We start from the raw sequence: 26,919 nt of genomic DNA, 5'->3' as shown, positions 1-26,919 counted from the left end.
TTCCGGCAGTACCGGACTGGAGCAGCAACCACGTTCAGCCCGTCGAGGTCTCCCTGCTGCAGCGCACCTGGTAATCTCGAGTCAGGTCATTGAGCCCTGTGCTCACGACCGACATGCGGGCGTAGCTTAATGGCAAAGCTTCTGCTTCCCAAGCAGACGACGCGGGTTCGATTCCCGTCGCCCGCTCTGTGAACACCAGAGCTGATTGAGACCCAGCATAAGCCCAGAAGAACAGCAAAACTGCTGATCAGAGTCCCTCTCCCATTCTGGAGAGGGGCTCTTTTTGCTCTGAGGCGCGATAGCCGGCCCGGGTGCCAGGGTAGTAAAGTGGCGAATATTGGTAGTAGTACGTAGTGGGTCAGGTGCGCCTTGTGTGCCCCGCAATTCCGGGGATTCTGCGTCGGCGGCTCTCCGCGTGCGCCCCGGTGCGCCCTGGGTTCGTCGTTCGAACTGAAGTCCTGGGACGCACGAAGAGCTCCTCATCGTGCCCGAGAAGGGGCGGTCCGCGCCTTAGATTGCAGTACCAAGTTCACTGCACGTGTGGCCAATCGCAGTCTGTAAACACCTGGACGGGCAGCGACGGATAGACGACGTCACTTCCTCGAACGACGAACTACCCATCGAAACTGCAGCGTAGCGAGCGGTGACGCAAGCGGTTCCCTGACCCTGAAGAGTTCGGGCGCGACGACAACAGACCAGTGGCATATACCAGTTGACTCCCGGGCAGGCCTGAGAGGCCGCCTCTCGATGCTCATGCACTCCAGCATGACTGGCTCAGCCGGGCTGGGACTGATCTTCCCGGCACTTCAGGCGGAGTCCTACGTCTTATGCTCGCGGAGAGTTTAAGGGTTCTGTCCAGCATGGGGCGAAGGAGCAGTGGAGACTTTTCAGCCTCCGAAGTACAGAATGGAACCATGATTGCACCGGAGAACCCGGGTCAATTGAACGTTCGGGAGATTGTCCGTCAGCTCCGGAGCTCTCTTGGGCCAACTTTGGTTGCTGTACTGGCAGGAAACCGCGATAGAACGATCAGCTCCTCGTGGGCGCGCACCGACGGGGTCGTCCCCACAGCAGAAGCCCAGGAACGCCTGGAACTCGCGCATCGGGCCTGGACGACAGTTTCACAATCCGAAGGTGAGCACACCGCCCGCCTGTGGTTCATCGGGGCTCACCCATGGCTCGGGGACATCTCGCCGATCGAGGCGATCAGCCATATGCGGGAGAAAGAAGTCATGGTCGCGGCGGTAGCGATAGTTGAAGACACCTTCGCCGGATGAGGGGTCTTCGCAGTTTGCACGAGAATTAGTCTGGGCGCTCGACTAGACCGAGTGATCGCCGAGGGAGTGGGGAGAGCCCGTGCCGCAGCGAGAATGCGGCTGACGACGTTTGAGGCCTTAGTCAAAGGTGCCGCACCGAGGAGCTCGGTTACGGTGCGACCTAGCGGGTCGAATATGAGCGGCATCGTCGGGGATGGGGAGCTCTCCGCCCCCGAGCGCGAGAAGGGTTTGGCGGATCGTCGCTCTTCGCGGCATATGGGGTGGTTCAGAGCTTCGACCGGGAATAGTACAAGCGGCCCTCACCGTCGAGAGGACTGTATGGCGCCAGGTTAGATATCGGCCAAGCTTCCTGCGGCTTTGGTGAGGAAGTCAGGGTCGTCGGCACGATCTGCGGGGATCGCCCCGCCGAAGCGGGGACACGAATTGGCCGCCCACATGGCGAACGATCGGCCCGTCAACTCCGCCTCCTTCAGCAGCCCGATCATGGCCGGGACCCATTCCCGCGGCTCGCGACGCACTGGATCAATCTGGAACGCAGGGTAGAAGGTCTTCCCCTCGTGGCGGACTGCGATGAGCCGGTGCTTCCGAACTGACTCAGACGGCCAGGCTGCCTCCCTTTGGGCATACTCGGCCATCTCGGCTTCCAGGAGCAGGCGAGTCCGAGGGTCCTCATCGAGACGGTCCAACAGCTCTTGCGAGGCCTCTCTAGCCGCAGCGAGGGCCGGTGACAGCGTCGCCCCTGCTGAGGCTGCGTTCGGCTCGCTTTCCATAACCGAATCCTACTTTCGACGTCACCGCCGGTACAGAGCTCGGGGCGCTCCGCCAAGCTACCGTCAGATTCGCGAAGGCAAAGCGAGGTCCGCGTCAGGGTGCTCGGGGGCGCGGAGTTCCGTGAGACCAAGACCAGCCCGATTGATTCCAATACGCCAGCGCTGGTCTCCATTGCGGAGCTCTACAAACTGCGAGTCTTCTAGCTCGTAGTGGTGCATGGGACTCAGGCCTCAGCTGTCTCTTCAAAGGCTGGGCCGCGGTGTGCTGAGAGTAGCCGGATACGCCTGAGAGCATTGCGCGGGGGAGTGGTGCCGATGCATTAGAAGCCCCACTTCAGTGCTGCATCCAACGCTTCGTCCAGTGAATTGGCGTCGAGCTTCTGGTAGAGACTGCGTATCTGGGCCTTCACCGTGTTCTCGGAGCGGTGCTCGAGTGCAGCGATGTCTCGGCGGGTTTTGCCGAGTCTGAGTAAGTGGAGGATCTCGAGTTCTCTGGTGGTGAGTGGTGGGCGAGCGGCTCGTTGCAGAGTAATACGAGGGAGCTGGGCTAGCCGTTGTTGTTGTTCCGTGGAGAGCAGGTTGATGTCCCCGGACTCCTCGAGTGCCCCGGTGAGATAGGGGATGACCACGTCGAGGAGCTCCGCGGAGTCCTCCGAGACTTCTTTCGCCAATGAGGCGGGTTGCGGTATCGGGGGATGCAGGTCGAACAACGGGTAGAGGCTTCCGGTGATGTTGCGCCAGCGAGGTCCTAGCTCGGTGAGTGGAATCGCTTGCAGGAGCGTCTGTGCGCTGTCGAAATCTCCGAGAAGAAGCTTGTGCAGAACTTCGAAGAACCTGCTTTGGTGAGCCCCCACGCTTTCGCGCGGCGAGACTGCACCTTGCGTAGTGGGGGAGTGCAGGAGCGCGAGGTGGTCCGCGAGACTGAGGAGTTGTTCTGCCAGTGCCGACTGGGACGCGTAGGGACGGTCTTTGCGCATGCGCGTTGTCGTGTTTACGGCCTCGTGGGCTCTGCCGGCGAGGATGTTCCTGAGGGCGATGGCGTAGGCGTGTGCGGGCCATAGCTCGTCGGTATCGGGCTGAGAGGGCAAAGTGTTGAGCATGTCGTCCGCCGTGGGGAGGTCCAGCTCGGTCAGAGCGATCAACACTCGTGCGAGGTCAGCGCCTCGGGCCACCATATTCTTGCCCCATCCGACATGGATGATCGTTTCATCGTGCTGGTGCAGCCACTGACGGGCATCTGCGGTGTACCCGCCTTGGGCGGCAAGCAGTGCGAGATTTGCTGTGGCGTTGGCGTGCTGGAAGAAGCTCTCGGCGCCACCCGCCCAATAGAGAGCGGCCTCGTAGGCATGTTTGGCCTTAAGATAGCTGCCCCCTATATGGAGGGACATGCCGGCCTGGAGTTCGACCACGCTGGCCATCAGCGGCCTGACTGGACGCAGGCTCATGGCCTGGTCCAGGGTCTGGCGCAGACGTCCGGCGGCTTCATCGGAGTGCGCGTAGAGACCGACGAGCCGTAGGTGTCCTGTCTCGAGCAGACCTACCGTCAGTGCCTGGACGTCTGGATCGGCGGCGAGTCTCTCGCTTTTTTCCCGCAATCGACGGGCCACGGGGTCAGAGGGGTAGTGGGGCTCGGTGCTGGGAAGGAGGAAGGTCATGCGATCTCTGCCGGCGCCCATGGCCATTCGTAGAGCGACCCCGGCCACATCTCCAAAGGCGGACACCACGACGCGGCGTGGCAGCAGCGAGATCAGCTGATTGATCTTGCGTGCATCAGAGGTGAACAAGTCAGGCCAGCGTTCCCCGAGGATGTGGGTAAAGGCCTGCCACTTGCGCCTTCTATGTGCTTGTTCCAGAACGAGTTCCACACCCGCTGACCTGGTTGTGGTTTTCATCGCCGCGACGGTGAGTTCTTCCGCAGCAACCGGATCATCTTGGCGGATAAGCCGTTGCAAAGCACCACGGATCATCTCGGGAAGGAAATACTCACCCTCCGAGTCCTCCCGCAGGATGCCAGCGGTCGTCATCGCCTCGATGGTGGTTGCCTCGTCGGAAACTTCAGAGAAAAGAGCGTCGAGGGACGCCGCGGTAATCGTCGGCAGGTAGGACGCCATAGCGATCGCTTGGCCTGCCTCGACGCGCTCTACCCAGCGCGCGACGAACGGAAGCACCATCTCTTGGGCTTGCACGGTGTGGGCCGGGTCATTGATCAACACCAGCGAAGGCTCCAGCCACCCACCTGTCGCGCGATAAATGCGGTGGGCCTGTTCAAGTGCAGAGGTCTCGCTGATTGCAGCGTAGTCCTGAAGTGCGTGAATCCTGGAGACGAGCTCGGCGATCTCCGCAGGACTGAGGAGCAGGTCCTCTGCGCTGGCCATTCGCCATTGGGTTTCTGCGAGAAGTTCCCACCGGAAACGAGCGGATTCCAACAGAAGAACAGTGGCCGACGCGGTCTCTGTGCCGGACTGTGATTCAGGCAGCTGCAGCTGCGAGGCCGTCTGCGGATACGAATCCGCGGGGACGTGGGTCGTTCTTCTGTCTTCGCCCGGGCGCCACGAGTTGGTAAACCATGATGCCCCAATGCCGTCGGGCGCATGAACCATCAGCACGGAGACATCGTCATCCATCGTGGTAGCGAAGCGTTCCCACGTCGGATGCTGAGCATTCTTCGCCAACTCCTCGAGCATGCGTGAATACGGCAAGAAGATGACCTCCAGATGTGCCGTTGTATGCCTGTGAGACATCACGACTGAGAACGGATAAGCATGTCGTAAAGACCTTCAAACGGTCCTCGAAAAACAACACGAGTGGTTGATAGAAGACTGTGCACGAACACTAGACGACACAGTACTGAGGGGGGAAATGGCATCACGAATGTGTCGCATGCTGGAACATTTGAGCCCAGAATTCTGCATTTTATGCTCGATGTCAGTGGCAAATATGACGAGGTTGCTGACTTACTCAGTTGACGTGTCCAGTGGATGTCCAACCGTGCGACACGACAGAGTCCAAGGACTCCCTCTTCGATACCCCCAGCCAAAGACGCTAGGTCGTCGTCACAGTCGGAGGATGCGTGGGTAGGCCTCTGGGCGTCGGCACGCGGCCTTCGAACAACCAGAGAAGCGCCCATCCTATTCAGGCCTGCCCGCGATTCGAGGTGTCGACAAGTTTCTTGGTGGACCTAGCACAGCGTTAGTTCGAGAGTTACCGATTTTCTTGCATCACCCGGTTAATAACCCTCAAAATAACCCAAAAATTGTGGAATATTAAGCAGGCATATTTGGTCGAAGTAATCTGTGCGGAAACTATTTAAAAGCTGTCTTTATCCTGATAATGTCGCTGTCGGACGGCCGCCCTGTCCACTTGGCTTTGTTCTATGAACGAGTCAATGGAGGTGAGTTCACCCTTGCAGAGCTCACACCAATTCAGGACGCGGTCGTCGTCATGTGTTGGTCAATCTCGAGGAATACTTCTATGTCTGAACGCGTCCACGCACGGTCTCGTGCCTCAGGTGACGGTCTGTCCATGGTGAGCACTGTGCAACGGTGGTCTCGCAGGATCGTGACGTTCGTCGTTGCCGCCACGTTGGCTCTAGGTACTGCGTTGCTCGGCGCCGCGCCGGCGACGGCGGTGCCTTCGACGGTGCCGGCCGCTCCGAACCCTGAGTTCCCCCAGCAGTGTGAACAGCTGAACCTTGCACTGAGCGTGGACCTGTCCAACTCCGTCGGGGACGGACAGCTGGACCAGTTGAAGTCTCAGCTCAACAACTTGATCGACGGTCTCGCGGAGTACCCGGTGAGCATCGCGGTGCACACGTTCGCCTCAGAAGGACCAGCAGCGGGCGCTAACAATGCGACACTCGGCCTGACCAACACAGACGCAGGTGGCAGTCAGGTCCTGAAGGACAAGATCAACGGACTCTCGCTGCCAGGCGGGAACGCCGGCGGAACAAACTGGGATCAAGCGTTCGCTGACCTGCGTGACGCCCCAGAGTTCTACGACTCCGTACTGTTTCTCACTGACGGCAGCCCGACGTTCTATGGCCCCGACCGATCCGGACTTGGTAACTCCACCAATCAGGCAACCATCGACGCCGCGGTCACCAGCGCGAACTCTCTGAAAGCCCAGGGAACGCGTATCGTCGGCGTCGGGCTGATCGATAACCTCCAGGGCGCTGGTCTGGATGAGTTCTACGAGAACATCCCCCAGGTCACCGGTACCCAGCTGGATCAGGACTACTACCCGACTGACTTTGCCGCGCTGCAGGGAACGCTGATCAATCTGATCAATGAGAACTGCGCCACCATCGACGTCACCAAGACTGGGTCCCTGCAGGATGGGGCGCTCGGCGTTGCCGGTGAAGAGATCACCTATGACTTCGAGGTGACCAACACCGGTGCCGTGACGCTGACCGTCATCTCCCTGACCGATGAGCTCCCAGGGGTCTCCGAGATCTCCTACGGCGAATGGCCCAGTGAAGAGTTCGTGCTGCGTGAAGGAGAATCCGTCTCCGCAACTGCGACCTACACGGTGACCGAGGACGATGTCGCCCGCGGCTACGTCGATAACCTTGGCCTCGTGACCGGCACGCCCCCTGCCGGTGATCCAGTCAACGATGAAGACCCCGACCGTGTTGAGCTGCCTGAGTACACTCCAGCGATCAGCCTCACCAAGACCGGGGCCCTGTCTGAGGGCGCGGCAGGTATCGCGGGCGATCAGATGACCTACACCTTCGAGGTCGAGAACACCGGCAACGTCGACCTCACCGATGTCACGATCAGCGATGACCTCGAAGGACTATCCGAGATCACTTTCGGTGAATGGCCGGCAGAAGCAGGACAGCTCGCTGTAGGTGAGAGTGTCACTGCGACCGCCACCTATTCGCTGACTCAGACCGATGTGGACAACGGGTTCGTCTATAACAACGCCGGCACCACCGGTAACCCGCCCAACGGGCCACCGGTCACGGACGAAGACGAAAACACTCTCCCCATCGACGGTGTCCCCAGCATCGCCCTGACGAAGTCCGGCCAGCTCCCCGACGACGCTGACGGCGTCCCGGGAGAGACGGTTGCCTATGACTTTGAGATCACCAACGACGGAAACGTCACCCTTTACGACGTCGCGCTCAGCGATGTGCTTGAGGGTCTTTCCGAGATTAGCTTCGATGAGTGGCCAGCCGAGGAATTCGTGCTCGCCCCCGGCGAGTCTGTTACCGCCAGCGCCAGCTATGAGCTGACCCAGGCCGACATCAACGCCGGCCAGGTCAACAACACGGCCACCACCTACGGGGTATCTCAGAATGGTGGCGAAGCCACCGACACAGCCGAGGACACCGTCCCGGTGGATCAGAACCCCGCCATCATCCTCGAGAAACAGGGCGGCCTCACCGACGAATCAGAAGGACTCGTCGGTGACACCGTTGGGTACGAATTCACCATCACCAACGACGGCAACGTCAGCCTCACCGACCTCCGCCTGACGGACGAGCTGCTCGGCGAAGACGCCGAGTTCACCTTCGGTGAATGGCCCGGCGAGCCCGGATCGCTGGCGCCGGGTGAGTCAGTCACGGCAACTGCTCCTTACACGCTGACCCAGGCTGATGTGGATGCCGGCCAGGTGTACAACGAAGCCTCCGTCGCTGGCACCCCGCCCAATGGCGAGGACGTCACCGACACCGATGATCACATCGTGCCCACCACCGGGGCCCCGAACATCAACCTCACCAAGGTCGCTCTGCTCGACGACGACACGGAGGGCGAGGTCGGGGACGAGTTCACCTACCAGTTCACCATTACCAACAATGGCGACGTCACGCTGAACAGCATCGCTCTCAGTGACGACATGCTCGATGGCGTCTCCGAGATCACCTACGGCGAATGGCCTGGAGAAGAATTCGTCCTTGCTCCGGGTGAGCAGGTCGTCGCGACAGCTGACTACGAAATCACTCAGGCCGATGTCGATAATCAGGTCATCGAAAACACCGCCACCGTCGAAGGGACAACCCCCAGCGGCGAGAACACGGTGACCGATGAAGACGAAGAGGACATCACCGTTCCCTTCGAACCCAGCATCGGGCTGGCCAAGATCGGCGCCCTGGACCCCGAAGGCACCAACGCCGCAGGTGATCTGGTCGACTACACGTTCCTGATCACCAACAACGGCAACACGACCCTGAACAGCATCGAACTCAGCGATGACATGCTCGACGGTGTCGCCGAGATCAACTTCGATGAATGGCCCAACGAGGCCGGCGTGCTCGCCCCAGGGGAGAGCGTCTCCGCGACGGCGTCTTATCCGTTGACTCAAGCAGACGTGGACCTCGGTGAGGTCACCAACACTGCCGACGTCACCGGGACCCCGCCGGGTGAGGAAGACCCCGTCACCGACGAGGACACTGCCACCGTCACGGTTCCGCCGACCACCGGGATCAGCCTGGTCAAGACCGTCTCCGATGACGTCGCTGCTGCTGCTGCAGGAGACGAGGTCACCTACACCTTCGAGGTGACCAACACCGGTACCGTGACACTGAATGACGTGGTCCTCACCGATGACATGGAAGGCCTCTCCGAGGTCACCTTCGGCGAATGGCCGACAGAGGCCGGTGTGCTTGCCCCAGGTGAGACCGTCACCGCGACGGCGACCTACACGCTGACCCAGGCTGACGTGAATGCTGGTGAGATCACCAACGATGCCACCACCACCGGCACCCCTCCCGGGGATAACGTCAATGACCCGGAGCCACCCGTGGATGAGGACGAGGTCACCTACCCGGTGGAACCCGATGCCTCAATCGCAGTGGTCAAGGACGGTCAGCTGCCGGAGGACGCTGCCGGCGCGCCGGGTGATGTCGTGGATTACACCTTCGAGATCACCAACGACGGCAACGTCACACTCACCGACGTCACGCTGACCGATGAGCTCGATGGGCTCTCGGAGATCACCTTCGAAGAGTGGCCGAACGAGAAGTTCACCCTCGCTCCCGGCGAGACGGTGTCAGCCTCGGCCAGCTACGAGCTGAGCCAGTCCGACATCGATCGTGGCCAGGTGGACAACACCGCGACTACCACCGGCACCCCACCGGCGGGAGATCCCGTTGATGACCAGGATGACCACACCCAGCAGGTGCCGCAGGAACCGGGCATCACTATGGAGAAGTCCGGCGCCCTGGACCGTGACGCCACTGGTGTTGCTGGTGACACGATGAACTACGACTTCATCATCGCCAACAGCGGCAACACCACACTGACTGAGGTCACTGTGATCGATGAGCTCGATGGGCTCTCTGAGGTCAGCTTCGGTGAGTGGCCGAACGAGGAGTTCACTCTCGCTCCCGGCGAGACGGTCTCAGCCTCGGCCAGCTATGAGCTGACCCAGGCCGACATCGACGCCGGGTCCATCGAGAACACCGCCACCGCGGAAGGCACGCCGCCTTCCGGGGAGCCGGTCACCGACGAGGGCACTCACGAGGAGCCGCTGCCTGAACTGGGCATGATCGAACTGAGTAAGACCGGTCAGCTCAACGAAGGTGTTGAAGGTGCCGCCGGTGACACGGTGGCCTACTCCTTCACTGCCACCAACACTGGCAACGTCACCCTCAGTGGCGTGACTATTGACGATGAGCTCGAGGGGCTCTCCGAGGTCAGCTTCGGCGAGTGGCCGAACGAGGAGAACACGCTGGCTCCGGGTGAGTCGGTAGACGCCACGGCGACCTACCAGCTGACCCAGGACGACGTGGACGCCGCAGAGGTGGAGAACACTGCCACCGTGACCGGTACCACCCCGTCTGAGGAGCCGGTCCAGGACGAAGACGATGTCACCGTGCCCCTGATTCCGGGGGCCGGTATCTCTCTGGACAAGACCGGTGAACTCGACCGCGGCGCAGTCTCGGCCGCGGGGGATCAGATGCTGTACACGTTCATCGTGACCAACACTGGCAGCGTCTCCCTGGGCGAGGTGTCCATCACCGATGAGATGGAGGGCCTCTCTGAGGTCACCTACGGCGGATGGCCCAACGAAGAGTTCGTGCTGGCACCAGGTGAATCGGTGACCGCCACGGCGGTCTACGACCTCACCGCGGCGGACCTGGCTACCGGTCAGATCGACAACCAGGCCAGCGTCACGGGCACCCCGCCCGAGGGTGAGGACCCCGTGGTCGACGAGGATGAGCATCAGCAGCCCATTCCCGGGACTCCTGGTATCGCCCTGGTGAAGTCAGGGACGCTCCAGGACACCGACTCCGCGTCCGAAGGTGATGAAGCGACCTACCAGTTCGAGGTCACCAACACCGGTGACACCACACTGCGCGAGGTGTTCATCACCGACGAGCTCGAAGGACTCTCCGAGATCACCTACGGTGAATGGCCCTCCGAGGCAGGCGTACTCGCCCCAGGTGAGACAGTGACTGCCGAAGCCAGCTACGCGCTGACCGACGGTGACCTGGGTGCAGGGTTCGTGGATAACACCGCCACGGCCACCGGCACACCACCGGCGGGAGAGCCCGTGAGTAGCGGAGATGATCACCGACTGGAGCTGCCGGAGGCAGAACAGTCGGATCAAGGACCTCTGGCGACCACCGGTACCACCATGGCTGGGATCCTTGCCCTTGCCCTGTTGGTCTTGACTGTCGGGATCGTTGCCCTCATGCGATCACGACGCAGGACGGTGGACGCAGGGGAGTAGTTCTCACCACGCGACCCGGGTTGATCGGCAGCCCGGGTCGGTGAGGACTGACTGGCGCTGGATCCAGGGGGATCCAGCGCCAGTCGCGTCTCAAGACCGAAAAGAGCATCATCTGGTGGTCTGCCCAGAACGAGGTGCCCCCACCGGGCCTTCAGTTTCAAAGTCGCACCCGCTGGGAAGCTCGCAGCGGTCGAACCGAAGAAGGGGAGCATCTCGAGATCTGGTGTCATAGTTGAAGCATCAGAGGCGCGCCAGTAATTCGTGGGCACAAACAAGCGGCCCTGGAACAGAAGCTCTGTTCCAGGGCCGCCGCGTTGACTAGAGGGTTATCTAGTTAGCGCTTCTTGGCGTTGCGGTAGGCCTCAACAATGTCGCGGTGCAGACGCCCTCTGGCGGAGACCTTGTGACCGTTCTTCACGGCCCACTCGCGAATTTGGCGGGCCTCGTTCTGTGGGGAAGGTGGAGCGGTCGCGCGTCCCTTTCGGACGTACTTCTTCAGTGTCTCGCGCAGTTCTTTGGCGTGTTCTTCACTGAGGTCGATCTCATAGAACCGAGCATCCAGACCAAAGGCGACGGTCTCTTTCGCCTCACTGCCGTCGAGATCATCTACTAGAACCACTTCTACCTTCTGAGCCATTTTCAACCACCTCACTGCGTGATGGAAGTCGAGACATCGTCTGTCTCATCCCCCAGATCAACTTCTACCGGCGAGCCGTCCCATAGAAGATATAGCTACTCATCACTACTACCGGGAATCATAATCGACGAGAGTATGAGCAATGGTCAGGTTTACCTCAGCTGAAAATATGCTTCTGATCGGCAGGTTCTAGCGGGTTAAGGGAGCAGCGAAGCAAGGTGCGGTGAGTCCGTTCTCCTCATGGGGAGATCGATCGCGCACGCAGAGTGTGAGTTCCGCGCGCCGGGTGAAGGAAGCATCAGGTCAAGGAGTTTGGCTCAAGCGACTTTCGCGGCCTTAGGCGGTCACGGAACTCGTCCCGCGGGATGAGGTGGGGATCATCCTCTGCTCCGATGTCACCGCAGGCACTGATCTCTAGGGTTGAGCGTGATGAAACCACTGAACAGCCCAAACCCTGTCCACGAAGCCGTGCGCGCCGAATCGCTGACCAAGGTCTATGGTGACGGTGACACCGCCGTGAAACCTTTGCAGGAGCTGAGCGTCAGTTTCCCCGCTGGGTGCTTCACCGCAGTCATGGGGCCCTCGGGTTCGGGCAAGTCGACGTTGATGCACGTGCTGGCGGGGCTCGATGTCCCGGATTCAGGCACGATCACGTTGGCCACGGAAAGTGGACCAGTGAGTCTCGCGGGGCTTTCCGAGAAGCAGCTCACGCTGGTGCGTCGAGCTAACATCGGCTTCATCTTCCAGGCGTACAACCTGGTCCCGGCCATGACTGCTGAAGAGAATATTCTGCTGCCCACTTCTCTGAGCGGTGGCCGCAATGTCGACAGCGAGTTCTTCGATCAGGTGGTGGATCGGCTGGGGCTCGCAGATCGGCTCGGTCACCGTCCCTTTGAGCTCTCCGGTGGTCAGCAGCAACGGGTCGCGGTCGCACGAGCGTTGGTCTCACGCCCCGCAGTGGTCTTCGCCGATGAACCTACCGGGAACCTGGATCAGACTGCCGGAGCCGAAGTGCTGGACCTGCTGCGTACTGCGGTCGATGAATTCGGCCAGACCGTGATCATGGTGACCCACGATGCGACCGCCGCAGCCCAGGCAGACAGCACCGTGCTGCTCTCCGACGGCCGCGTGGTGGAGACACTGCACCACCCGTCCGCCCCGCAGCTGGCCGCAGCGATGCTCCAGGCGGCGTCGTCGGGATCGGCCGGGTCTGCCTCAGGCCATGACCGGGTTACCGAGGCGGGGCCGCAGCGATGAGCCGGGTTCCTGTGTTGCGGGCTAATCTACGTTCCGGTGGGAAGCGCCTATGGGCCGCTGGTATTGCCGTGGTGATCTCCGTGGCCTTCGTCGTCAGCGCGGTGATTCTGCTCGGGTCCTTCAACCGCACGATGGAAACCCAGGCTGAGGCCGACGCCGCTGGCGCCGACCTGGTGATCAACGCCGGCGCGCTCACCTGGGGTGACCGAGCCGCAAGCGGCCAACAAGGTGCCGATGCCGCCTTGGGTCAGCGGCCGGATCAGATAATCGCCGAGGCGATCAACGGACTCGATGCCGTCGCGGAGGCGGAAGCGCTGAGCTATGTCTTCCTCGAGGGTGCAGCGACCGGCACGAACCTGGTGTTGTTGGCGGGGGATCTTCCGTCAACAGCCACGATCGATCTGGCCGAAGGGTCGATGCCTGAGTCCCAGGACGAGATTCTGCTGGCGAAGGATTTCGCCGAGTCCTACGCTCTGGAAGTGGGTGACACTTTGCCGGTCACCACGGAGCGTTTCAACGATGAGACTGATGTCGTTGACCAGGGCTCTGCGGAGCTGAGGGTCTCAGGACTCGCAGCCGGATCCCATCGCAGCGTCAGTGGCTACCTGACGCCTGACGGTCTCCAGGCTTTGGATGCCGATCAGAGCCCGTCGTCGATACGTGTCGCCCTCGCCAAAGGCGCGCAGGGTGACCCCGCGGCACAGGAGACGGTCCAGCAAGAGATCGCAACGCTCATCGCGTCCATGGTCGAACGTGGCGAACTCCCGGCTGGTGACACCTCGACAGAGAATGCAGAACCTGGGATCTTCACCCAGACCGACGGGAGTCTGGTGGTCGCCGGGGTAGAGATTCACACCAATCAGCAGATCATCGACGCCTGGATCACCGATCTCACCGGTCAGTCCACCGCGGTAGCCAGTATCGGGTTGGGCTTCGGGGCCATCGCGGTGTTCGTCGCGAGCCTGGTCATCTCCAATACGTTCCAAGTCCTGGTCGCATCGCGCTCACGCACGATGGCTCTGCTGCGCGCGATCGGAGCCACACCAGGGCAGCTGCGCCGTGCCACCGTCGCTGAAGGGGCCCTACTGGGGCTTCTGGGCAGCATGGTCGGGGTGTTCCTCGGTTGGGCAGCTGCGATCGGGATCGCCACGGCCGCTCAACAACTGTGGCAGGAGAACTTCGAGTCTGCGCAGCTCAACGCACTCTCGGTGGCCATTGGCCTCGCGTTGGGAGTCAGCGTCACGGTACTGGCAGCGGTGCGGCCCGCACTGCACGCTGGTCGTACCTCGCCCATGGCGGCGCTGCGACCGGCAGAGGTCGCACCCGAGGACCAGCGCACGTACAAGCGACGCACGGTGCTCGGAATCCTGTTCACCGCCGGTGGACTGGGCGGGGTGCTACTCGCCGCGACACTGCCTGAACCGCTGCTTGGCGTAACCGGTGCGCTGCTGGGATTCACCGGGGTTCTTGTCCTGGGTCGACGACTGTTGCCAGCCGCAGTCTCAGGGCTGGGACAGGTAGTCGCGATGTGGCCTCGACTTCGGGTTCCTGGGCGGCTCGCGGCGCAAAACGCTAGCGCCGTGCCAGGTCGGACTGCGGTGACTGCTTCGGCGCTGCTAATCGGGGTGACTCTGGTCTCCACGATGACCATGGGTGCGACGACGGCGCAGTTTTCACTTGGTCAGGAGTTGTCCGAACGCAACCCCGTGGACGCCAGTCTCGGTGACTCCTCCGAGGAGATTGATCGGGTGCTGAAGGATTCACCGATCGTGGTCGGTCACCAGAGTCTCCCCGGTGCGCCGGCAACACTGGAGGGTGAATCGCTGGAAACGGGGTCGACCCAGGGGCGAGTCGTTCTTGCAGACGAGTCATCCTTCGAAGACATCACCCGTCGAGACTCCGTGTTCTTGGACGAAACAGGCGGGGGACCGGTGGCTTTGATCTCACCGGACCTTCTCGACGACCGCGAACAAGGACGCATTGAGGTGGCTCTAGTCCCCGCTGACGCCGGGGACGGCCGCGCTTCTGAAGCGACCACGACCCTTCCCGCGGTTGCCACCCCATGGGTTCCAACCGACACGGTGGTGGTGCCTTCTGCTCTGATAGAGGAGGCTGAGCAGTGGTCCTTGGAGAACACTGACGCGATGACAGTCATGCAGATTTCCGAGGCTGCAACGATGGGGGATCTGACCCGCTTGGGAGATGAGGTCGGAGCTTCAGGGGGCGACGTGTTCTTGGACGCGGCGATGGCCCGAGCCAGTTACACCGAGGTGATCGATACCGTGCTGGTGATCGTGCTGGTCTTACTTGCCGCCTCGGTGCTGGTGTCTGTCGTCGGGGTGAGCAACACCCTGGCATTGTCGGTGTTCGAACGGCGACGGGAGGCCGCCCTCTTGCGTGCCCTGGGGATGACCCGAGGCTCTGTAGGGGTAATGGTGACTCTGGAGGCGGTCCTGATGGCCGTGGTCGCGCTTGGCCTGGGTAGTGTTCTGGGAGCGTTTTTTGCCTGGGGTGGCGTCAGTTCACTGGTGGGACGTGATGACGTTTCGGTAGCGCTGAGTGTCCCGTGGGGGCGTATGGGCATGATTTGGGGTGTCACGATCCTGGCCGCAGTTCTGGCGTCGGTGATTCCGGCGCGAAGCCTATCCCGGACCCCTCCCGCATCTGGACTCTCCGCGCAGTAGGGGCAGAGTTTGGATTGAGGCGAAGAATGACCCGTGGCCTGAGGCTGTGAACCCTCTATGAGGGTGGCCTACACCTCAACAGGGTAGAGGCCAGCAAGGGAGCCGTTTCCGCTCTAGGAAGCGACGCCGAAAACAGGTTTCATAGAGCTTAGTGTTTTGAGTCACTGTGTGGCTTTGGTTCACGGGTGGTCTCGGAGCTTAGCGGCGCTCGATTTTGCGTGGGTTGCCAGGTTTCGCTTTGGCCGTGCCGGTGAAAAGTCGCTAGTTCAAGACTGGGGACCCTCATCCCGTGGTCTGATGTGTTCAAGTCTGAGGGTTTGTAGCGTGGTGCCGTGGGCAGGGTTATAGAGATTTGGGAGTGGTTGACCCAGGTGTCTGCATTTCTAGCAGCTGAACCGCCCTGGGATGCTTGGAGACTCCATCGTTTGGAAAGGATGATGGAGACATGCCACAAGAGATTAAACCGGGCAACGCGACCACACGCCGCTACTCCGAGCAGGAGAAGGCCGCGGCGGTGCGGATGGTCCGCCAGCTGCGCCGGGAGCTGGGCACTGACCGCGGCACCGTGAAGAGAGTCGCGACTCAGCTCGGCTATGGCCCCGAGTCTGTCCGGTCCTGGGTCCGCCAAGCAGACATCGATGAAGGCCACGCCCCGGGCCAGAGCACCGAGCAGTCCGCGAGGGAGAAAGCCCTGGAACAAGAGAACCGGGAACTGCGGCGCGCCAACGAGATCCTGAAACGGGCCGCGACTTTCTTCGGGGCGGAGCTCGACCGCCAGTCACCGAGATAGTCGCGTTCATCGACGCCAACAAAAGACGACGTCATCGACGGCCGTCGACTCGGAGTCGAGCCCATCTGCACGATGTTGCAGGTGGCTCCGAGCACCTACTACGCCGCAAAGAACCGTGCCCCCTCGGCCCGGAGCCTCAGAGATGCTGAGCTGATCCCGCAGCTGGTGAAACTCCATGCCCAGAAATTACGGGGTCTATGGAGCCAGGAAGCTTTGGAAGGCAGCGAACCGGGTCGGCCTGAGTATCGGCCGCGATCAGACGGGCAGACTGATGCGCCACGCGGGTCTCGAAGGTGTGCTCCGGCGCAAGAAGATCCGCACCACCACACGTGACCCGGAAGTCCCGCGGCATCCAGACCTGGTCAATCGCGAGTTCACCGCGATCGCGCCGAATCGGCTCTGGGTCACCGATCTGACCTACGTGCCGACCTGGGCCGGTGTCGCCTATGTCTGCTTCATCATCGATGCCTTCAGCCGCATGATCGTCGGGTGGAGGGTCGCTTCTACGATGCGCACCGACACAGTGCTCGACGCGATCGAGATGGCCCGATGGTCCCGAGGCCCTCGGCATGAGCAACTGCGGTGCCACAGCGATGCCGGATCTCAATTCACGTCCATTCGCTACGGCGAGAGACTGGCAGAGATCGGGGCCACCCCATCAATCGGAACTGTCGGGGATAGCTACGACAACGCTCTGGCCGAGACCGTCAACGGCTACTACAAAGCCGAACTCATCCGAGGACCGGTCCGCGCTCAGCGCGGTCCATGGAAGACGGTCGAAGATGTGGAGCTGGCGACTCTGGGATGGGTCCACTGGCACAATACCGAGCGGCTCCATGGATACCTCGGTGATAGACCGCCGGCGGAGTTCGAGGCTGGCTTGCCGTTAGGTGTTGTGCTGCCCGATCACATGCTGCTCAATGACGAGATTCAAGACTTCTTTTCCTAAACCACACACCTGAAGGGGTGTTGATGATGAGTCCTTCGGCGTTCGCGCTCGGGCAACCGGGCCTGGGGAAGTCCTCGCTGATTAAGCGCATGGTCGCGGTCCTGTTGGATTGGGGCATCATCCCCATGGCGCTCCCTGACGCTCGGCCCGATTATGTGGACCTCATTCGGGCTGCCAATGGCCAGGTGATCGAGTTCGCTCCGGGGCGGGCGCATATCACCCTATGGATATGTCAGCCTTCGCGGCCGCGCTGGCGGACGTGAAGAACGAGAACGCCCGGGAAGAAGGGCTCAACGATCTGCGCACGCGGCAGCTCTCGTTGATGAGCGGGCTGGTGGCCATGTTCGCGCGGCGCAGCCTCGAACCGCACGAGACCATGATCTTGTCTCACGCTAGACCCAGAACTGACCACCCCAGCGCTGATCCCGGATCTGACCGAGTTCATTCAGTCCCGGCCGGCAACGCTGCGGACTCTGACCCACGAGGACGAGAACGCCTATGACGCTCGCGTGCGGGGCCTCTTGAATGCGCTGATCTCGATGGGCCCAAATGGGCTCTACGGCCCCCTGTCTTCTCGGCCGACCTCGGCGCACATCATCCCCGGTAAGCCGGTCGTGTTCGACCTCTCCGGCGTCAACGAGAACGACACCGTTCTCATGGCTGCGGTGCAGTCGCTGTGCTGGAACCTCGGCACCGTCACCGTGGCCACCGAGAAGATCGTGACCACGGATCTCGGGATACCGCCAAAGCATTACCTCCTGGTGATGGATGAGCTGTGGAAGGTGCTGCGCGCCTCCGATCAGATGGTCTACTTCGTGGACTGTCTGACGCGACTGAACCGTGGTCGCGGCATCGATCAGATCCTGATTACCCACACCATGAATGATTTGAAGCTGTCTTCCGAGACGCTGACCGATGTGGCGTGGGGGTCCGTGAACCGTTCCGAAATGGTGTTCCTCGGGGGTCTCGCCCCCGATGAGATGGGGAACCTCGAGACCGTGTTCGCCGTGTCTGACACGGAGAAGTCCTGGATCACGGACTGGACGGATGATTCCGGTGGGGGAGCAGGGGTCGAGCGACGCCCCCACACGGGGAAGTTCATCCTTAAGACAGGTAAGCGCCCTGGTATCCCGTACAAGGTGCTCCAAGTTGCGGCGGAGGTGGCATTCATGGATACGGACCAAGCGTGGATCACAAAGGCTCCAGTCCAAGAAAACGTTATCGAACTTGGAGATTTTTCCAGTAACACAGGGATCCAGGAATGCCACCAACGGACGCGGCAGGCCAATGCGTGGGTAGTTGGCAAATCGACGTGACCTACAGACCGAATGTACCGGGGCCGGTTTCTAGGCCCGGAAAGTATCTTGCGCTCCTCCCTTCGCCAGTCCGGGCTCCGGCCGATCCATACGACCCGCAGCGCGACTTTGCGACGGCTGGCCATCACCTGGTTTGAGCACTCGTGGGGATGCGCAGAAGATGCACGAGCAGGTCGCCCAGATGACTCGTATGGTTCCACTCAGGCGGTCGCTGAGCTCTGCGTCACCATCTGGCAGAGTTACCTCACGAGGCGGGGGATACCCCAATCGGACTTCATACTTGCGGAACCAAAGGAAGGCGTCGCCGGGATGCCCGCAGCTTAGATCCCGCCCCATCCGGCTTTCCGAATCCAAGATAAACCCGTAGCGCGTTCGCGATGAGAACCCGTGTCCTTAGACGTTGACCGGTATAGCTGCTAGTTGGTTTCCCCCATGATTTCAAAGATCATCAATCAGCCTCCTTAGGATTTCCGAGGCGGTGATGCCTTGATCGGAGGCTGTCTCGTTGAGCTTCGCGCGGCGAGCCGCGTCCATGCGAAATGTGAAGGGACTTACGTGTTCGCCAATACTTGCCGGTCTGCCTACTCGTGAAACCCGATGATGATCCCGCGTTTCTTCATTCTCGTGGGTCGTGTAGTGGGCCGGCGTATCGGAGGTGGGGCTTAGTGAGACACCCTGTGACTCCTTGGGAGATTCTGTCATATCAAGACATTTCTCCGTTGATGGACGCCCCAAGGATTTGGGGTTTCATCGATGCCTGCTGGGTTCAGTCACTGAGCCTGTAAGCGTGCCGTTGACCCGTGTGGGCACGTCGGCGCTGTGATCCTGCAGCTCGGAGGGGAGCGCGTGTTGTGGAGCGTTTTGCCACACCATGGGCCTCAGAAAACGACGTGTGGCGGTCATGCCCACTGACGAATGCAGAGAGTTTGTTGAGGGCCACGGGCCACCGTGGTGCTGGGCCCAAGACACCGCTACGCCAGTGGGGTAATCGTTGATGAGTACTCGCCCGGCACGACGGCTCAAGGCACTGAACATTGGGGAAGCGGATATGTCTTCGGTAGCTCCGGTGAGCAACGTGGCAGTTAGTGAGCCTCTGAGTCGATTCGCGACGGAGAGCGCTTCATCGTTGCTGGAGTATCGGACCACGACGACCAGGGGGCCGAAGCACTCTTCGAGAAGTTCCTCTCGCGCGTCTTCGGCGTGGACTTCAATCACCGTCGCCTGATTCGACCCCTCGGACGCGTCCTTGCCGACTGCGAGGACCGTGCCCTGTTGAGACCTGGAGGTAGCCCCTCGGGCGTACCCTGACGCCATAACACTGGTCAGCGCCGGGAAAGCTTGTGCTTCGCTCATGTCCGAAGTGATGTGCTCGATCATGGTGTCGCCAGCCTGCCCAGTGGGGATCAGGACGAGCCCTGGCTTGGTGCACAGTTGCCCGCCGCTTTGCAGCACTGATGCCGCCACGCCTTGACCGAACTCAGATCCTCGCTCTGTGACTGCTTGTTGTGTGGCGAACACTGGGTTGAGGCTTCCGAGTTCACCATAGAACGGGATGGGCTCCTCCCGAAGTGCCGCCTCACGGGCGAGCGCTTGCCCCCCGTGCACGGAGCCAGTGAATGCACCGGCTCGGACACTCGGGTGCTGAATAAGCGCGGTCCCCGCGTCAAACCCATGGACGAGAGTAATCGTTCCCGGATGCCAACCCAGGTGAGAAAGAACCTCCGCGGCGAGCTCCACCACCTTCTGCGAGGTCCGAGGATGGCCCGGGTGAGCCTTGACCACGACGGGATTCCCTGCAGCGAGCGCGGATGCAGTGTCGCCTCCGAGGACGGAGAAGGCGAACGGGAAGTTACTTGCGCTGTAGACCGCCACGACCCCTAGGGGTACGAGCATGCGGCGGAGGTCGGGGCGTGGCCCCATAGGGGTTTGTGCTGGAGAGTCGATAGTCGCTTCTAGGTAGCTACCCTCTAGGACCGCAGCTGAGAATTCTCGAAGTTGGAATGCTGTTCGCGTGATCTCCCCGTGCAGCCGTGTACGGGGCAACCGTGTTTCTTGTTGTGCCAGGTCCACAAGCTCGTCCGCGTGCGATTCGAGCGTGTCGGCTAGCGCGGAGAGCATTGATGCTCGATCGGTTCGTGCGCCCAACTGTGGATCTTGGCTCGCGGCTGTCGCTGCGAAGACGATGGCGTTGAGTTCATCGCTCGAGGTATCGGGGATTTCAAGGGAGGGTGGTGCCATGTCGTCGGACTGTGCGCGAGATGTCACATCCATGCAGTCGCTCCGTCCTTTGTCGTGGGGACTTTGCGTTCCCAATGGGTCCAGTCGTCTTGAGTAAGTGCATCTTCATCAATATCTACGCCCCAGCCTGGACGGTCTGGACGTAGCTGGAGGTGCCCGTCGACCGGGAGGTAGGGGTCGGGACACCATGTGGTCGTTTCTGGTTTGTATTCGAGGATGGAAAAGTTCCAGGTCGCGGCAGCAAAATGGAGGTTCGCGGCCGTCGCTAGCGGCCCCATCGGGTTGTGTGGTGCTACCGGGACGTTGTGGACTTCTGCCAGTGTGGCAATCTTGAGCATCTGGGTGAGGCCACCCACGACGCAGATGTCGGGTTGAATGATGTCCGCCCCTCCAGCGTCGAGGAGGGCGCGGAACTCGTGTGGTGAGTAGAGGGATTCGCCGGTCGCCAGAGGTACGGGCATCTCTGAGCGGATCCGCCCCCATGAAGGGACGTGTTCTGGCCGGATCGGCTCTTCGAGGAACAGGGGATCGTAAGGGGCCAGGGCATGCCCCATTTGGACCGCCTTACGTGGCTCCCACAGGCAGGCGTGAGCATCAAAGGCAAATTCCCACTCTTCCGGGTGGCTTTCTCTGATGGCACCGAACCAATGAGAGAGCTCCTCTGTCACGAGCCCGAATCGGGACTTGTGCAGGTCACGACGGTAGGGGCTCAGCTTGAAAGCGTCGACACCGGTTTCCTCATGGAGATGGGCGGTCTGGTCACGCAGTTGGACGACGTCGGGGGCGGCGTACAAGCCGGTATACACGCGCACCCGGTCTCTGACTCGACCGCCAAGAAGTTGATAAACGGGCACTCCTGCAGCCTTTGCTGAAAGGTCCCAGAGTGCGTGATCGATTGCTGCGATAACGGCGAGTCCCAGAGCGCCTTGGGGGAACCGCGCTGACTGGTGCAGACGCTGGTTGATGTAGGCCACCCGGGTCGGGTCGGCACCGGTGATCTGGCTTGCCAAGTATTCGATGATGACGGGGTATGCCAGGTCTGGCCCGTGGTTGTAGAACTCGGCCCACCCAGTGACTCCGGTGTCGGAGGTTATTTTCAACAAGACTCGTGGGCGATCGCCCACTCTTTGGAGGTAAGTATCGAGGCGTTCAATTTTCATGCTCTTGATTCCTCCCACACGGCGAGGATGCGCAGGACGGCCTGTTGTCCTTCGGGATTCAGCGGGGCGCTAGGTGGTCGTACCGAACGATCGCATAGCCCTCGCTGGTGCATCGCTTCTTTGACGACTGAGACATTGTCGGCATCGCGGTTGCGTCCACGCAGGTCTTCGAACTCGCGGATCTGACGCCAGAGGCGGAGGGTTCCTTCTCTGTCCTGGCGCTGCAGCGCGGAGAGCAGGTCCAGAGAAATCTGGGGATCGACGTTGACGAGCCCGGAGGTGAAGGCCTGGGCTCCGGATTGCCATGCTGACGGCGCGTAGGATTCTGCCAGTCCCGCGATCCACAGCAGTTCCGTCGGGCTCTCTTGGACTGTGCGGGCGAACCCGACTGGATCAGGCACTGAGTACTTGAGGCCGACTACGTTGACGCATCGCTGTGCGAGCTCGCTGATAGCTGCGCCGGTGATCACTGGTGAGCTGACGTAGGGTACGACCGCATGGTCGGGGACCGCCTGAGCAATGGTTGCGACATAGTCGACCCACCCTTGTGGGGACATATACGGCAGCACTGGTTGGTGAACCATGATCGCGTCTGCGCCCTCCTCGACAGCGAACTGAGCCTCGTCTACTGCGGTAGCCAGGTCGAGCCCGACACCGGCGATCACTGTGGCTCGGGAGTCGACGCCTTCGATCACTCCGGTGACCGCGGCACGTCTCTCTCGGGGCGCGAGAGCGTAGAACTCGCCGGTGTTTCCGTTGGCCGTCAGAGCGCGCACCCCAGAGGTCACCAGTCGGTCTGCCAGCACTCGAATCTGGTGTTCGTCGAGTTCGCCGTCGGGCCGGTAGGGGGCCACCGGGATTCCTACGACTGTGCGCAGTGCTTGGGCGGTGTTCTGTATCGAGGTCATGATGCTCCGTTCTGGACGTTCTCCGAGGCTTGGTAGACCTGGACGGGTTTGATGTTGACCCATAACCCGTATATGGCTGCACTGATGAGGCAGCTGAGTGCTGCGAAGATCATCGGTCCGGTGTAGGAGCCATTCGAGAAGGTCAGGAAGAGGCCGATGGCGATGGGGCTGGTGAGGTTGCCCAGCTGTGATCCGAAGTTTTGGAATCCGCCCAGGGAGCCAACCTGCTCCGGTGACTTGGCGACTTCAGCAGGAAGACTCAGAATGGCTGCGCCCGCGAATGAGTGGGCCGCACTGGAGACGACCAGGATCGTCATCACGACGGCGTTGCTGTCGACGAATGGGCTGAACCCAATGCAAGCGCTAAGTACCAGCCCCGAGAGGATCGGGATCTTGCGGGCGAGGTTCGGGGAGAAGTTCGCGGCCAACAGTCTGTCGGAAACGATGCCGCCTAGGACGGTGGATCCGACGGCAACGAGTGCCGGCAGCGCCCCGACCATCCCAAATTCGGCTTCGCTGAACCCGCGCTCATTGAGCAGATAGCTCGGGTACCACGTGAGGAAGAAAGCGCCGGCGAGGGACCGGAACGTGTATCCCAAGGTGAGGGCCCATGTCTGGTTGTTGGTCAACAAATCCCGCCAGCGCGGCGCAGATCCCGGCTGTTGGACCATCTCAGCTTGATCAGATCGGATATAGGTCAGTTCTTCGGCGTTGACGCGCTTATGCTCCTCGGGTTCACGGTAGATCGCCAGCCACCCGATCACCCAAAGGAACCCGACGAGCCCGATGAGGACGAAGGCCCAGCGCCAGCCCGCGAAAACAGCGATCGCGGTGACTACGGGGATCGACAGTGCTTGTCCGATCTGTTGGCCCATATCAAAGAGACTGGAGGCGAAAGCCCGCTCTCTGCGAGGGAACCAGCGAGAAACCACCTTGATGTTCGCTGGCTGGACCGGCGCTTCGCCGATGCCCAGTCCGAGCCTGAATACGATCACGCTGGTCACACCGGTGGCCGCGGCCATGAGCGCCGTCCAGATCGACCACCAGCCCACGGCGATCGGGTAGATCAGGCGGGGACCGAACTTATCAAGCAACCAGCCCGAGGGAATCTGAAAGAGCGCATACGTCCAGAAGAAGGATGACAACAGGAGGCCCTGGACTGCCGGGCTGACATGAAATTCTTCGGTCATGAAGGGCAAAGCGACGCTGAGCGCCGCACGATCCAGGTACGCGATCGTCAACCCCAGGGAGGAGAATGCGACGATAGAAAATCGCATGCGGCTTCGGCGCACTCGTGCGCCATCGGAGCGCGCCGGGCGCGTCCTTGTATCATGAGTCATAGTTGCTCCTCGAGTAGCGTCACTTCCCGCATCGTGGGGAGCGAATTAGCCGAGGTGCGGTCCTGGATCTTGGCGGTGAACGGGCCGCACCTCGCGTGATGGGCCGCCTTCTAGACGGCTTGCTTTCCCTCAGGAAGGCGGTCCAAGAAATTCTTGATATGTATGTAGGTAATTCGTGAAGCAGTCTCTGCGTCTCCTCGCTGCGCTGCATCGAGGATCTCCAGATGCTGTCCCGCCTCATCGCGCCAGCGCGGGTCGCGGTTCCACGTCGCGACTGTGACAAGAGCCGTTTGGTCCCTGAGACCTTCAAGAATGTCGACCATCACGTGGTTTCCGCAGTTAGCCCAGAGGCTCGCGTGGAAGGCTCTGTTCGCGAGGCTGCGCGCCGGAGCATCCGCCGCTGCCTCCGCTTCAGCAAGAGCCTCACGCGCACGAGCGACATCCACACCACGACCCACGCTGCTTCGCACCGCTTCAGGCTCAAGCAGAAGACGAGTTTCGTAGATCGCGATCGCGTCGTCTCGATTGAGTTCGCGAACCCGCGTGCCTAGGTAGGGCCGAACAATGACCAGCCCACTTCTCTCCAGAGTCTTGAGCGCTTCTCGCACTGGGGTCTTAGAAATACCTAGTTCTGAAGCGATTTCCGTTTCAACCAGCGCCTGCCCCTGGGAGAGTCGTCCACCGAGGATTGCCCCCTTGATATAGGCAAGCGCATACTCAGTCCGAGAAGGTAGTGGAGTCGGCATCGACGCAGTGGTTGGCATGAGATACATCATATATGAGATGCCACACATTCCAAGTTTGCATGTTCTAGGTCCCACAAATCTTCACTCAGGCGCCAGGTCCAGGATGGACATGGGGGTCCCCGCCGGCCGAGTGACAGTCAGCGTTAGCAGTCGGTCACGGCGCCTTGCACATTAGGCAGATCCATCCACTCGCGTCGCTCCCACTGGGCGCTATGAGTTAAACGACCAGCGTGCAGGATATGTCGATCGGACGAGCGTCGGGTCTCTCATATTTCTGGATCCCTCTATTGCCTGACTCTCCAACGACAAGGTCCAGCGCGGTGCCTCGTGCGCTGCGGACTTTCAGAAGCAGCCCCTCTTGAAAGTCTTTGCCGGCGACCTCGCGCATACCGGGGAATGGCTGATGCCGACCCACGCCGCGGAATTGGGTGTCTGGCGTCTCATATATGATGCGTGATATATGTGTAACGCAGATCACAACTAAAGGGGACTGATATGAGAATCACGAAGAGCCAGGGCACTGCATTGGGATTACTTGCGGTGCTTGCACTGTCCGGGTGCGGGGCGAGTGGCGAGGAGGGCGACTCCGACACCGGCGATGTAACCCTTCGATTCGCGTGGTGGGGGTCGGATCACCGGGTCCAGCAGACTCAAAAGATCATCGAGATCTTCGAGTCCGAGAACCCTGGCATCACTATCGAAGGGGAGTACCGCGACTCCGGTGCCCACTGGGACACCATTGCGACTCAGACCGCAGGGGGTGAGGCGCCCGACATAATTCAGATGGACGACAAGTATCTTCGGGAGTACGCAGACCGCGGAGCTCTTCTCGATCTTGCGGAGGTGGATGTTTCAGAGTTCGACCCGGCGGTCGCTGAGAACGGACGGACCGAGGACGGGATGATGGGTGTCACCACAGGCACGAATTCCCAGGTCCTGATGGCCAACCCCCGTCTGTTCGAGGAAGCCCAAGTAGAGTTGCCAGACGACACGACCTGGACCTGGGAGGATCTGCGCGAAATCACCATAGAGATTAGTGATTCAGTAGATGATGCCTGGGGCATGGCAAACCCCAACGAGCCTGCGAGCTTCCAGGTCTGGCTCCGTCAACAGGGCAAGAACCTCAGTACCGAAGACGGCGAGCTGGGGTTTGAGACAGGTGATGCTCAGGAGTACCTGCAGATGTATCTCGATCTCATGAAGGCCGGCTCCCTGCCCCCGGCTGAGGTCCTCTCTGAGGTCCAGGCAGCTCCCTCGGATCGGTCCCTTACCGGCACGGCCCGTGCCGCTTTGGGGCCATGGTGGACCAACCAGCTTCCAGGTCTTTGGGATGCTTCTGGTGATGACCTCGTTCCTCTGCGTTGGCCCAGCGAGACAGGCGACGTTGAGGACAACGGGATGTGGTTTAAGTCTTCAATGTTCCTCTCAGCTGCTGAGAGCACCGAACACCCACGGGAAGCTCAGGAGTTTATCGACTTCTTCGTGAACTCCGAGGAGGCGGGCCTACTGAACATGGTGGACCGAGGCCTCCCAGCGAATCTCGAAGTACGAGAAGCGGTCTTTGAGGAGCTGGAAGGCGCAGATCTCCTGTCATCGGAAATCATGGTGGACATGGAAAGTGAAATCACTGAGGCCGAACCCCTGCCTCCTGTCGGGTTCAGTGCAATGCAAGAGATCATCATGCGGTACGAGCTCGAGGTCTTCTTTGAAAGGCTTTCGCCCGAGGAAGCGGCCGAACAGATGGTCGCTGAGATGAGCGCTGAACTGCTTTAATGCCACGTCGGCTCGTGGGTCCGCGCGGATAAGGTGTTGGAGAACCGTCAGCGCTCGGGTGTCGAAGTGGGCCCGAGCGTCGGCGAGTTCGTCCATCTCCTGCGATGACAGGTCCGTTGGTTTTTTGACCAGCGCCGTGACGCCGCTGCGGATGACCTGGGTGGTAATCGGGCTATGGGTCTGAGGCGACCCCAGCCACTCGGGCGGACGCAGCAGCTCTCGTTGATGAGCGGGCTGGTGGCCATGTTCGCGCGGCGCAGCCTCGAACCGCACGAGACCACGATCTTGTCTCACGCGATCCGCACTCTCGACCCAGATCTGACTACCCCGGCGCTGATCCCGGATCTGACCACGTTCATTCAGTTCCGGCCGGCCACGCTGCGGACTCTGACTCT

14 protein-coding genes, 1 tRNA gene and 1 pseudogene are annotated in these 26,919 nt (G+C 61.1%); 8 read left to right on the top strand and 8 right to left on the bottom strand.

The window, feature by feature from the left end; genetic code table 11:
* Positions 1-115: 115 nt before the first annotated feature.
* Positions 116-186: transfer RNA gene (locus H4W26_RS08365), tRNA-Gly, on the top strand.
* A 728-nt stretch (positions 187-914) separates the two neighbouring features.
* Positions 915-1,277 carry a hypothetical protein gene (locus tag H4W26_RS08360; protein ID WP_192591604.1) on the top strand — a complete coding sequence of 121 codons (363 nt, stop codon included), beginning with the start codon at positions 915-917 and terminating at the stop codon, positions 1,275-1,277.
* A 329-nt stretch (positions 1,278-1,606) separates the two neighbouring features.
* Here the strand turns inward: H4W26_RS08360 and H4W26_RS08355 are convergent, their stop codons facing one another.
* Together H4W26_RS08355 and H4W26_RS08350 are read right to left on the bottom strand one after the other, a co-directional pair.
* On the bottom strand, positions 1,607-2,047 hold the full coding sequence (locus tag H4W26_RS08355) for a hypothetical protein (protein ID WP_192591603.1): 441 nt from the start codon (positions 2,045-2,047) through the stop codon (positions 1,607-1,609).
* A gap of 320 nt (positions 2,048-2,367) precedes the next feature.
* Positions 2,368-4,731 carry a LuxR C-terminal-related transcriptional regulator gene (locus H4W26_RS08350; RefSeq protein WP_192591602.1) on the bottom strand — a complete coding sequence of 788 codons (2,364 nt, stop codon included), beginning with the start codon at positions 4,729-4,731 and terminating at the stop codon, positions 2,368-2,370.
* Between the two features lie 874 nt (positions 4,732-5,605).
* Here H4W26_RS08350 and H4W26_RS08345 point away from each other — a divergent pair.
* Positions 5,606-10,726: a DUF7507 domain-containing protein gene (locus H4W26_RS08345; protein WP_192591601.1), complete on the top strand. Its 5,121-nt coding sequence runs from the start codon at positions 5,606-5,608 to the stop codon at positions 10,724-10,726.
* Between the two features lie 334 nt (positions 10,727-11,060).
* Here H4W26_RS08345 and H4W26_RS08340 read toward each other — a convergent pair whose 3' ends face one another.
* Positions 11,061-11,363 carry a histone-like nucleoid-structuring protein Lsr2 gene (locus H4W26_RS08340; RefSeq protein ID WP_192591600.1) on the bottom strand — a complete coding sequence of 101 codons (303 nt, stop codon included), beginning with the start codon at positions 11,361-11,363 and terminating at the stop codon, positions 11,061-11,063.
* Between the two features lie 429 nt (positions 11,364-11,792).
* On the opposite strand from H4W26_RS08340, the gene H4W26_RS08335 reads away from it, so the two are divergent.
* The 4 genes and pseudogenes from H4W26_RS08335 to H4W26_RS08320 all read left to right on the top strand — a co-directional run bounded on the left by H4W26_RS08335 (position 11,793) and on the right by H4W26_RS08320 (position 18,359).
* Positions 11,793-12,620 carry an ABC transporter ATP-binding protein gene (locus H4W26_RS08335; RefSeq protein ID WP_192591599.1) on the top strand — a complete coding sequence of 276 codons (828 nt, stop codon included), beginning with the start codon at positions 11,793-11,795 and terminating at the stop codon, positions 12,618-12,620.
* A gap of 68 nt (positions 12,621-12,688) precedes the next feature.
* Positions 12,689-15,304 (top strand): FtsX-like permease family protein, encoded by a 2,616-nt coding sequence (locus H4W26_RS14030; RefSeq protein WP_192591598.1) that lies wholly within the window; start codon positions 12,689-12,691, stop codon positions 15,302-15,304.
* Positions 15,305-15,749: 445 nt separating this feature from the next.
* Positions 15,750-17,043 (top strand): annotated as a pseudogene (locus H4W26_RS08325) (IS3 family transposase).
* 521 nt (positions 17,044-17,564) lie between these two features.
* Complete coding sequence (locus tag H4W26_RS08320; protein ID WP_192591597.1) at positions 17,565-18,359, top strand: hypothetical protein; 795 nt, start codon at positions 17,565-17,567, stop codon at positions 18,357-18,359.
* Between the two features lie 747 nt (positions 18,360-19,106).
* Here H4W26_RS08320 and H4W26_RS08315 read toward each other — a convergent pair.
* The 5 genes from H4W26_RS08315 to H4W26_RS08295 form a co-directional block, all read right to left on the bottom strand.
* Positions 19,107-20,630, bottom strand: a complete 1,524-nt coding sequence (locus H4W26_RS08315) for an aldehyde dehydrogenase (NADP(+)) (RefSeq protein WP_225939645.1) — start codon at positions 20,628-20,630, stop codon at positions 19,107-19,109.
* The gene (locus H4W26_RS08310) at positions 20,621-21,757 is read right to left on the bottom strand and encodes a mandelate racemase/muconate lactonizing enzyme family protein (protein ID WP_192591596.1); all 1,137 of its coding nucleotides are present in this window, start codon (positions 21,755-21,757) and stop codon (positions 20,621-20,623) included. Before H4W26_RS08310 ends, H4W26_RS08315 begins: the two co-directional genes overlap by 10 nt.
* Entirely contained in the window at positions 21,754-22,665 is a 912-nt protein-coding gene (locus tag H4W26_RS08305) for a dihydrodipicolinate synthase family protein (protein WP_192591595.1), read from the bottom strand. The genes H4W26_RS08310 and H4W26_RS08305 overlap by 4 nt, the downstream gene beginning before the upstream one ends.
* A complete protein-coding gene (locus H4W26_RS08300; RefSeq protein ID WP_192591594.1) occupies positions 22,662-24,005 on the bottom strand; it encodes an MFS transporter in 1,344 nt (447 codons plus the stop codon). The genes H4W26_RS08305 and H4W26_RS08300 overlap by 4 nt, the downstream gene beginning before the upstream one ends.
* 110 nt (positions 24,006-24,115) lie before the next feature.
* Complete coding sequence (locus H4W26_RS08295; protein WP_225939644.1) at positions 24,116-24,769, bottom strand: GntR family transcriptional regulator; 654 nt, start codon at positions 24,767-24,769, stop codon at positions 24,116-24,118.
* 477 nt (positions 24,770-25,246) lie between these two features.
* Between H4W26_RS08295 and H4W26_RS08290 the strand changes: the two genes are divergently transcribed.
* Positions 25,247-26,524, top strand: coding sequence for an ABC transporter substrate-binding protein (locus H4W26_RS08290; protein WP_192591593.1), 1,278 nt, complete (start codon positions 25,247-25,249; stop codon positions 26,522-26,524).
* Positions 26,525-26,919: the final 395 nt, after the last annotated feature.

Origin of the sequence: Nesterenkonia halotolerans (assembly GCF_014874065.1) — a bacterium.
GTDB classification, from domain to species: domain Bacteria; phylum Actinomycetota; class Actinomycetes; order Actinomycetales; family Micrococcaceae; genus Nesterenkonia; species Nesterenkonia halotolerans.
The sequence above is the reverse complement of the archived record's forward strand: the minus strand, read 5'-3'. Positions and strand labels throughout refer to the sequence as shown.

Excerpts from the sequence above, each read along its gene's own strand:
- H4W26_RS08360 (WP_192591604.1), top strand. The coding sequence starts at position 915 with ATGATTGCACCGGAGAACCCGGGTCAATTGAACGTTCGGGAGATTGTC.
- H4W26_RS08355 (WP_192591603.1), bottom strand. The coding sequence starts at position 2,047 with ATGGAAAGCGAGCCGAACGCAGCCTCAGCAGGGGCGACGCTGTCACCG.
- H4W26_RS08350 (WP_192591602.1), bottom strand. The coding sequence starts at position 4,731 with ATGCTCGAGGAGTTGGCGAAGAATGCTCAGCATCCGACGTGGGAACGC.
- H4W26_RS08340 (WP_192591600.1), bottom strand. The coding sequence starts at position 11,363 with ATGGCTCAGAAGGTAGAAGTGGTTCTAGTAGATGATCTCGACGGCAGT.
- H4W26_RS08335 (WP_192591599.1), top strand. The coding sequence starts at position 11,793 with ATGAAACCACTGAACAGCCCAAACCCTGTCCACGAAGCCGTGCGCGCC.
- H4W26_RS08315 (WP_225939645.1), bottom strand. The coding sequence starts at position 20,630 with ATGGATGTGACATCTCGCGCACAGTCCGACGACATGGCACCACCCTCC.
- H4W26_RS08310 (WP_192591596.1), bottom strand. The coding sequence starts at position 21,757 with ATGAAAATTGAACGCCTCGATACTTACCTCCAAAGAGTGGGCGATCGC.
- H4W26_RS08305 (WP_192591595.1), bottom strand. The coding sequence starts at position 22,665 with ATGACCTCGATACAGAACACCGCCCAAGCACTGCGCACAGTCGTAGGA.
- H4W26_RS08300 (WP_192591594.1), bottom strand. The coding sequence starts at position 24,005 with ATGACTCATGATACAAGGACGCGCCCGGCGCGCTCCGATGGCGCACGA.
- H4W26_RS08295 (WP_225939644.1), bottom strand. The coding sequence starts at position 24,769 with ATGCCAACCACTGCGTCGATGCCGACTCCACTACCTTCTCGGACTGAG.
- H4W26_RS08290 (WP_192591593.1), top strand. The coding sequence starts at position 25,247 with ATGAGAATCACGAAGAGCCAGGGCACTGCATTGGGATTACTTGCGGTG.